The organism is Ruegeria sp. BHSB064 (assembly GCF_059613205.1).
The window spans coordinates 1-8602 of the sequence record NZ_JBXWSB010000156.1 but is presented as its reverse complement, the minus strand read 5'-3'; the positions used below and the strand labels follow the sequence as shown (position 1 = coordinate 8602).

Annotated in this window: 8 protein-coding genes; 1 reads left to right on the top strand and 7 read right to left on the bottom strand. The window is 56.2% G+C overall.

The annotated features are described in order from the left end of the window. Positions 1 to 78: 78 nt before the first annotated feature. The 5 genes from AC2FNU_RS22310 to AC2FNU_RS22290 form a co-directional block, all read right to left on the bottom strand. The gene (locus tag AC2FNU_RS22310) at positions 79 to 1656 is read right to left on the bottom strand and encodes an ABC transporter ATP-binding protein (protein ID WP_496792799.1); all 1578 of its coding nucleotides are present in this window, start codon (positions 1654 to 1656) and stop codon (positions 79 to 81) included. Then, positions 1653 to 2759 (bottom strand): ABC transporter permease, encoded by a 1107-nt coding sequence (locus AC2FNU_RS22305; protein ID WP_171670517.1) that lies wholly within the window; start codon positions 2757 to 2759, stop codon positions 1653 to 1655. Before AC2FNU_RS22305 ends, AC2FNU_RS22310 begins: the two co-directional genes overlap by 4 nt. Beyond that, a complete protein-coding gene (locus tag AC2FNU_RS22300) occupies positions 2760 to 3854 on the bottom strand; it encodes a microcin C ABC transporter permease YejB (RefSeq protein ID WP_496792792.1) in 1095 nt (364 codons plus the stop codon). 1 nt (position 3855) lies between these two features. After that, positions 3856 to 5760 (bottom strand): extracellular solute-binding protein, encoded by a 1905-nt coding sequence (locus AC2FNU_RS22295; RefSeq protein WP_496792787.1) that lies wholly within the window; start codon positions 5758 to 5760, stop codon positions 3856 to 3858. A gap of 170 nt (positions 5761 to 5930) precedes the next feature. Next, on the bottom strand, positions 5931 to 6443 hold the full coding sequence (locus tag AC2FNU_RS22290; protein ID WP_496792803.1) for a c-type cytochrome: 513 nt from the start codon (positions 6441 to 6443) through the stop codon (positions 5931 to 5933). 120 nt (positions 6444 to 6563) lie between these two features. On the opposite strand from AC2FNU_RS22290, the gene AC2FNU_RS22285 reads away from it, so the two are divergent. Then, a complete protein-coding gene (locus tag AC2FNU_RS22285; RefSeq protein WP_496792784.1) occupies positions 6564 to 7397 on the top strand; it encodes a prephenate dehydratase in 834 nt (277 codons plus the stop codon). Positions 7398 to 7552: 155 nt separating this feature from the next. Here the strand turns inward: AC2FNU_RS22285 and AC2FNU_RS22280 are convergent, their stop codons facing one another. Next, positions 7553 to 8020, bottom strand: a complete 468-nt coding sequence (locus tag AC2FNU_RS22280) for an SRPBCC family protein (RefSeq protein ID WP_496792780.1) — start codon at positions 8018 to 8020, stop codon at positions 7553 to 7555. Between the two features lie 37 nt (positions 8021 to 8057). Next, positions 8058 to 8602 (bottom strand): NAD(+) diphosphatase (gene nudC / locus AC2FNU_RS22275; RefSeq protein WP_496792776.1); only part of this gene is annotated, 545 nt, incomplete at its 5' end.

Genomic DNA, 8602 nt, shown 5'->3' with positions numbered 1-8602 from the left:
GAACTGCGCGGGCCAGTGCCGAAGGCGGCGACCAAAGAAAAGGCAAGCGCGTGATGGGCTGAGACCGGCGGGCTGATCTCAGCCCGCCGCTGCAATCAGCTCGCGGGTATAGTCGGTCTGGGCGTTTTCGAACAAAGCCTCGGCCGCACCCATTTCCACCACATCCCCATTTCGCATGACGATTACGTTGTGCGACATGGCCCGTACGACTTTCAGGTCATGGCTGATGAACAGGTAAGCCAGACCGTATTTCTTCTGCAGATCGCGCAGCAGATCAACGATCTGAACCTGAACCGTCATGTCCAGCGCGCTTGTCGGTTCGTCCAACACCAGCAGTTTGGGCCGCAAAACCATCGCGCGTGCAATGGCGATGCGCTGGCGCTGACCGCCGGAAAATTCGTGCGGGTAGCGGTCCATCGCGGCGGGATCCAGCCCCACTTCGGTCATTACCTCAGCGACCAGCTCACGCGGGGCGCGGTGAGGATCAATGTTGTGAATGGCCAGACCTTCCGCAATGATCTGCTGACAGGTCATGCGTGGGCTGAGGCTACCGAACGGGTCCTGAAACACGATCTGCATATCCTTGCGCAACCTGCGCAATTCGCGGGTAGACCATCTTCGCACGTCCTGATCGCGGAAGGTGATGCCGCCTTCGGACGCGATGAGGCGCATGATCGCCAGCGCCAGCGTGGTCTTGCCCGAGCCGCTTTCGCCGACAATGCCCAAAGTCTCACCCGCGCGTACACTCAGCGTAGCGTCATTCACCGCCTTTACGTAGCCAACGGTTCGTTTCAGGAACCCTCGCTGGATCGGAAACCAGACCTTCAGGTGATCAGTACGCGCGACCTCTTCAGCGTCTGACGCAACCGGTTCGGGCTGACCAGAAGGTTCTGCAGCCAGCAATTTGCGGGTGTACGGGTGTTGCGGATTGTCAAATATCTCACGCGTAACGCCGGTTTCGACAATCTCACCGTCTTTCATCACACAAACACGGTCGGCAATCCGGCGCACGATGCCCAGATCATGGGTAATGAACAACATCCCCATGTTTTCGGATTTCTGCAACTCGGCCAACAATTCGAGAATCTGTGCCTGGATGGTCACGTCCAATGCGGTCGTTGGCTCATCCGCAATAAGGATGTCCGGCTTGTTGGCCAGCGCCATCGCGATCATCACCCGCTGCCGTTGCCCACCAGACAGCTGGTGCGGATAGCTGTCCAACCTTTCCTCGGGGTCGCGGATACCAACTTTAGTCAGCAGCTCCAAAATCCGATCCCGCGCAGTATCCCCGGTCACACCCTGATGCAGCGCCAGCGATTCCGCCATTTGCTTCTGAATCGTGTGCAACGGGTTCAGCGAGGTCATCGGCTCCTGAAAGATGAAGCTGATGTCATTGCCACGCACATCCATCAGATGTTGCTCGGACGCACCGATCATCTCTTGTCCGTCGTAGGTCACAGACCCTTCGACCATTGCGCTGTCACCCAGCAGCGATACGGTCGACAAAGCCGTGACGGATTTCCCAGACCCGGATTCGCCCACCAACGCAACGGTTTCACCCCGATCCACGGTAAAGGAAACACCTTTGACAGCAGCGCTGACCTGACCGTCCTGCCGGAACGAGACCTTGAGGTTGTTCACATCCAGCAAGCTCATGAGAAGGTCTTTCTAGGGTCAAACGCATCCCGTACACCTTCGAAAATGAAGACCAGCAGAGACAGCATGATGGCAAAGGTGAAAAAGGCTGTGAAAGCCAGCCACGGGGCCTGCAGGTTCTGTTTCGCCTGCAACGTCAACTCTCCCAAAGAAGGTGCCGAGGACGGCAAGCCGAAGCCCAAGTAGTCCAGCGAGGCCAGGCCGCCGATGGTGCCGGTAACGATGAACGGCATGAACGTCAGGGTAGCCACCATTGCGTTAGGTAACATGTGACGGAACATGATAGTCATGTTCCCCACGCCCAACGCACGCGCGGCGCGCACATATTCAAGGTTCCGCGCCCGCAGGAATTCCGCGCGTACGACGCCGACCAAACCGGTCCAACTGAACAGGATCATCAACGCAACCAGCAGCCAGAAACTTCGGCCCAGAACAGCGAACATGATGATGATCACATACAGCGACGGGGTTGCTGACCAGATCTCGATGATCCGCTGAAAGATCAAATCCAGCCAACCGCCGAAGAACCCTTGAATGGCACCAGCAAAAATGCCGATCAGGCTGGCGGCACCGGTCACAAGCAGAGTAAACAGGATCGAAAGGCGGAACCCATATATCACGCGGGCCAGCACATCGCGTTTGGTGTCATCCGTGCCCAACAGGTTCTGACCGTTGGGCGGTAAGGGCGCGGCCCCCGGTCGGTCTACCGATGTGTTGAAAGAGTATGGGATCAACGGCCAAAGCGCCCAGCCACGCTCGAACCCTTCCGCCTGGAATGTCCCGGCGTCGATTTGTTCAATGATACCTTCGGGATCGTCGAAACACTCTTCCAGCCCGCCGCTATCGATCAGGCATTGAACCTCGGGGTCGCGGTAAATGGCTTCCGTCTGGAAATCGCCACCAAATTCCGTTTCCGCATAGAAGTTGAAGATCGGCGTATAGAACTCACCCCGGTACTTCACGAGGATGGGTTTGTCATTTGCGATGAACTCGGCGCACAGGGACAGGCCAAACAGCACCGAAAAGATGATCAGCGACCAGAACGCGCGCCTGTTGCGGCAGAAGTTGCTCCAGCGGCGCTGATTCAGAGGGGAGAGTGCCATTTACACCTCCCGCTTTTCGAAATCGATGCGCGGATCGACCAGCACATACATCAGATCGCTGATGATCCCGACAACCAGGCCCATCAGCCCGAAGATGAACAAGGTGCCAAAAATAACCGGATAATCCCGCGCCACGGCAGCCTCGAACCCCAGACGACCCAGACCATCCAACGAAAAGATGGTCTCGATAATGATCGAACCACCGAAGAACACTCCGATAAACACCGCGGGAAAACCGGCAATTACGATCAGCATCGCGTTTCTAAAGACATGACCATAAAGAACTTTGCGTTCGCTCAGGCCTTTGGCACGGGCCGTCATGACATACTGCTTTTTGATTTCATCCAGAAACGAGTTCTTTGTCAGCAGCGTCAGCGTCGCAAAGGCCGAGATCGTGAGCGCAATTGTCGGCAGAGCAATGTGCCAGAAGTAATCTGCAATCTTGCCAAAGAGGCTGAGGCTCTCCCAGTTGTCCGAGGTCAGACCACGCAGCGGGAAGATCTGCCAATACGACCCACCCGCGAACAGCACCAGCAGCAGGATCGCGAACAGAAAGCCCGGGATCGCATAAGCCACAATGATCGCCCCACTGGTCCAGGTATCAAACTGTGATCCATCTTTGATCGCTTTGCGGATGCCCAGCGGGATAGAAACCAGATAAGCAATAAGGGTCGACCACAAGCCCAGAGAAATTGAGACCGGCATCTTTTCAAGCACCAGATCAATCACGCTGATCGAACGGAAATAGCTCTGCCCGAAATCCAGGGTCAGATAGTTGCCCATCATGATAAGGAACCGCTCGAGCGGCGGTTTGTCGAATCCGAATTCTTTTTCAAGTTCAGCAATGAATTCGGGCGGCAAACCCCGTGCGCCAACATATTTGTCGTCGAAAACACCACCAGCGGGTTCAGAACCTGCGCCAGCATCACCCCCGCCCGCAAATCCTGCAAAAACATCCCCCTGACCTTCGATCTGCGCGATGATCTGCTCGACCGGTCCACCCGGCACGAATTGTACCAGCGTGAAGTTGACGATCATGATGCCCAAAAGGGTTGGAATGATCAGCAACAAGCGTCTTAGAATATAGGCGCCCATGTTATCGCAGTGCGCCTTTCGCTTTCAACGCAGCCTCTTTTTCCGGATTGATCCACCACAAATCCAGATGTCCCAGCGAATAGGGCGGCAGGTTTTCCGGGTATTCGTACATGTCGTAATATGCCGTCCAGTAGTCAGGGATGAATCCCACGGGGACCACGAAGAACTCATACCGCAAGGCGCGATCAAGTGCCATCAATGCCGTGTCCTGATCCGCCTGATTGTCGGTTTCGAAAGATGCTTCGATGATTGCGTCCACCAAGGGGCTAGCCAACCCGGCAGGATTAAAGAGGCTGAATGCAGCTTCTTCCGATCCATACATCTGACTCAACCCGCCGCCGGTGGACAGGAATGACCCGTAACGTGTGGAATAGACCATATCGTAGTCCCTCTCGCGGCTGCGAAGGGTGTACTGCGCCGGGTCAACCTTTTCAGCCGAAGCGTCGACACCAATAGACTGCAAGTTCTGAACATAGGTTTCGATCATGGTTGCTGTCGATGTCGGCAGGTTTGAAGGATAGGGAATATTCACCTTCAATGTCTGCCCTTCCGCATTGCGCCGCACATTGCCATCACCAACAGGCCAACCGGCCTCGTCCAGTATTTTCGCTGCTTTGCGAAGATTTCTCCGATCATTCAAACGCGCGGGATTTGACTCGTGGGCCAAGACAGCAGGTTCTGTCAGAAGGTCTCCGGGCACAACGTCACCCAACGCTTGCAAAAACGCCAGCTCATCACCTTCAGGCAGACCTTTTGCCTCAAGCGGGGTGCCTTGAATGAAGGAATTGCGCGGCGCATTCAGACCGAACAGTAAAGACTCGTTTACCCATTCGAAATTGAAAGCCAGCGCAAGGGCTTTTCGGACGTCTTTGTCAGCAAACTGCGGTTTTCCCAAATTGAAAACAAAACCCGATGGGGTCGGCGGACTACCATCCACGATCTCATCGCGAACCACCACGCCTTCGCTCAGCTTCGGGAAATCATACCCCGTCGCCCAAAGCTTAGGGTCGCTTTCGATACGCAGCGTGTACTCACCGGCTTTGAAACCTTCGAACGCTGCGGTCTGGTCGGCAAAATACTCGACGCGAATTGTGTCGAAATTGTTCCGACCAACGTTGAACGGCAGATCCTTGCCCCAATAATCATCACGGCGCTTGTAAACGATCCGACGATTGATGTCGTAGCTGTCAAGCTTATACGGACCTGATCCAACCGCTACTTCCAGGCGAGGCTCATCCAGGCGCCGGGACTCGTCCGCTTCGAACCACGCTTTGGAAAATACGGGGGTCGAGCCCACTGTTTCGATCAGGCTGCGGCGGGTGACTTCGGGGTTAAACGAGAACTTAACCGTATGTTCATCCAGCGCTTCGGCCCCCGTCACCATGCGACCTACGGCCTGCGCGTACGAGGGCAAGCCCTGTTCGATGAACAGGCGGTGGCTATAGACGACATCCTCCGCCGTTACGGGCGTGCCATCCCAAAAGGTTGCTTCGGGTCGCAGGTGAAAGATGACGTAGTTCCGCCCTTCGTCATACTCCAGACTTTCTGCCAATACTCCGTAATATTGCCCGACACTGTCATCCGCACTTTCAAACAAGCGATCATATTGCAGTGTCGTCAAAGCGCCGGCGCGCCCCTTGCGTGAGTAGGGATTGAGAGAATCGAACGTGCCCGAGGCCGCCAAAGACAGCTCACCGCCTTTTGGAGCATCCGGGTTCACGTAATTAAGGTGCGTGTAATCAGGGGGATAATCCAGATTGCCGAAATACGAATATCCGTGACTTCTGGTGACACCCTCATCCAATGCTTGAGAGGCTTGCGGAATGACCAAAGCAGCGCACAACCCCAATATGCCAGCCCAGGGCCGTAATTTAAGATCACGTGCAGCAGGCGTCAGGGATATCATGTAGGTCATCCTCTCGGTCAGTATCTTCACCAATGTCGTAACCGCTAGCTAAAGTGCCAACGCTAACAGTTTCAAGTTTAGAATGCGTGAGCGCTTTGTGAAGTTTCGTTCAGACAAAAAAAGCCGCTGCACAGGGCAGCGGCCTTGGAAATCTTTGATCTGACGGGCAATCAGTTTCCGATTGTCTGCAGGTAGGCAATCACATCTGCGCGATCCTGCGGCTTTTTCAGACCAGCAAAGCTCATCGATGTGCCCGAGATGTAGGCGCTTGGGCGTTCCAGGAAAGCATCCAGAGCTTCAGGCGTCCAGTTGCCGCCATGCGCCTGCATGCTGGCCGAGTAACCTGTGAACCCTTTCGCAGAAGCAACAGGACGGTTCACAATGGCATAGAGGTAGGGGCCAGTTCCGTTCGCGCCGTCTTCCAGCTTGTGGCAGGCGGTGCATTTGCGGAACACTCTTGCACCTTTTTCGACGTCAGCGGCGGCCAGCAGGTCTTCGAAGACCACTTCTTCGCCATCAGCGCTTTCGCCCGAGCTTTCGGTTTCGATAATGTAGGCGGCCTCAGCATGGCCATGGCCACCGGAAGAATAGAGGACATCCGCCCCCCATTTGGCCAGAAGCAGCACCAGGAAAGTGCCGAACAGGCCTGCGGCGGCCTTGGTAACTGTCATCGTGTCGAACATTGATCGCGTGTCCATTTCAGCTGTCTGGGCTGCTGTCTAAGGCTTCCCCTTGCGAGAGGCAAGGTATAGACACCGCGACGAAACGACCAAATCGCGAACTTGTTGCATGGAATCGACCAAATGACCAATCGCATCGCATTTCAAGGTGAACCGGGCGCCTATAGTCACGAAGCCTGCCGCAACGCTCGGCCCGATATGGAGGCCCTGCCCTGCCGTACTTTCGAAGATGTGATCGAATCGGTTCGTTCCGGTGCGGCGGATCTGGCGATGCTTCCGGTTGAAAACACGACCTACGGACGTGTCGCGGATATTCACCGGCTGCTGCCCCATAGCGGTTTGCACATTATCGACGAGGCGTTCGTGCGGGTGCATATCAACCTGTTGGGCGTCCCCGGTGCAAAACTGGAGAACATCACCGAGGCACATTCCCACCTGGTGCTGCTGCCGCAATGCGCGGGGTTCCTGAAACAACACGACATTCGCGGACGCGTCAGCCCCGACAACGCCCGCGCGGCGCGCGAAGTGGCCGAGGTGGGCGACCTGCACTCTGCTGCGCTGGCCAGCGAACTGGCTGGTGAGATATACAACCTGAATGTGCTGGCCCGCCACATCGAAGACAATGACGACAACACGACCCGTTTCCTTGTGATGTCGCGTCAGGCCGATCTGTCGCGTCGCGGCGAACATGGCATGATCACCAGTTTCGTGTTTCAGGTCCGTAACATCCCGGCCGCGCTGTACAAAGCGATGGGTGGCTTTGCCACTAACGGGATCAACATGACCAAGCTGGAAAGCTACATGGTTGACGGGTCGTTCACAGCGACTCAGTTCTACGCAGATATCGTTGGTCACCCCGACGACCGTAATGTGAAACTGGCCATGGATGAGTTAGAGCATTTCACGACAAACGTTGAGATCCTTGGCGTCTACCCGGCGGCGCAACCGCGAGGCTAGGGGTCTATTCCTTCACTTGGGCGAATTCAGATTGGCGCGTGTTGCTGCGCCTAGCCACGTAGCAAGCGATCATCACGCTTATGCTTGTGGGCGTTCGACTTGGCAAACTGCATCTTCCGCTCAATCGCGTTATGAAACAGCGCAACAGCGTTTTTCTACGCGCCGTGCAGATGACGCTGCTCTAACTCGCGCGCAAAGTCACTTAACCGGGATTGCAGTTGTTTGCGGAACCGGGACTGGCCCAGTTTTACCGATTGCAGCAACAGACGCGCGGGCAGGGTTTTCGCCGCCAGAGACATCTCCAGGCTCAGGCGCGTCCGATGTGGGGACAAGGCCAGAAAATCCACACTGGTCAAACCAGTCATGCCCTTCGAAGAGGCTTCAAAGCGCATTTGCGAAGGCCGGTCAAAATCCGTCATCACCACCGACATTTGGCGCAGCTTGCCGCGCAGCTTGAACTCTGTCTGCCACTCAGTCCCGGCAACAAGGACAGCTTCAGGGCCTAAGCGCCTTACGTCAATTCCCCGGCGCATGGCCATGCGTTCGAACCGCTCGAAATCCGACACCATGTCGAACACCGCGTTAATGGGGGCTTCAATATCCTCACGGGCTGAAAACTGCATGATACCCTTTGATGTTTATGGCCGCGCCAATATTTCGTCAGTCCAACGTATCCGCAAGCCAGTTCTCAAGCAGAAAATGGGCGATTGCACCCTTGCGGGCGGGCAAAAGGCTTGGATGATCCCCGGCAAATGCCTGCATCATCTCGGATTTGCTGACCCACATCGCCTCTTCAATCTCAACGGGATCAATCAAGATGTCGCGCGACAGTGCCTCGCCCGCGCAGCCAAACATCAGCGAAGCCGGGAATGGCCAGGGCTGACTGGACAGATAGGATACTTCGCCGACCGGTACACCCGCCTCTTCCATCACTTCGCGACGTACGGCGGCTTCCAGCGTCTCCCCGGGTTCGACAAACCCCGCCAATAACGAAAACATCCCCTCGGGCCAACCCGGAGACCGGCCCATCAGCACACTGTCCCCATACGTGATCAACATGATCACAACCGGGTCGGTGCGCGGGAAATGTTGCCCTCCGCACGAGGGACAACTGCGTTGCCAGCCGCCCTGAGACATCGCGCTGGCAGCCCCGCAGCGCGCGCAAAACCGATGCGTTTCGTGCCAGCCGATAACGGCTTTGGCCG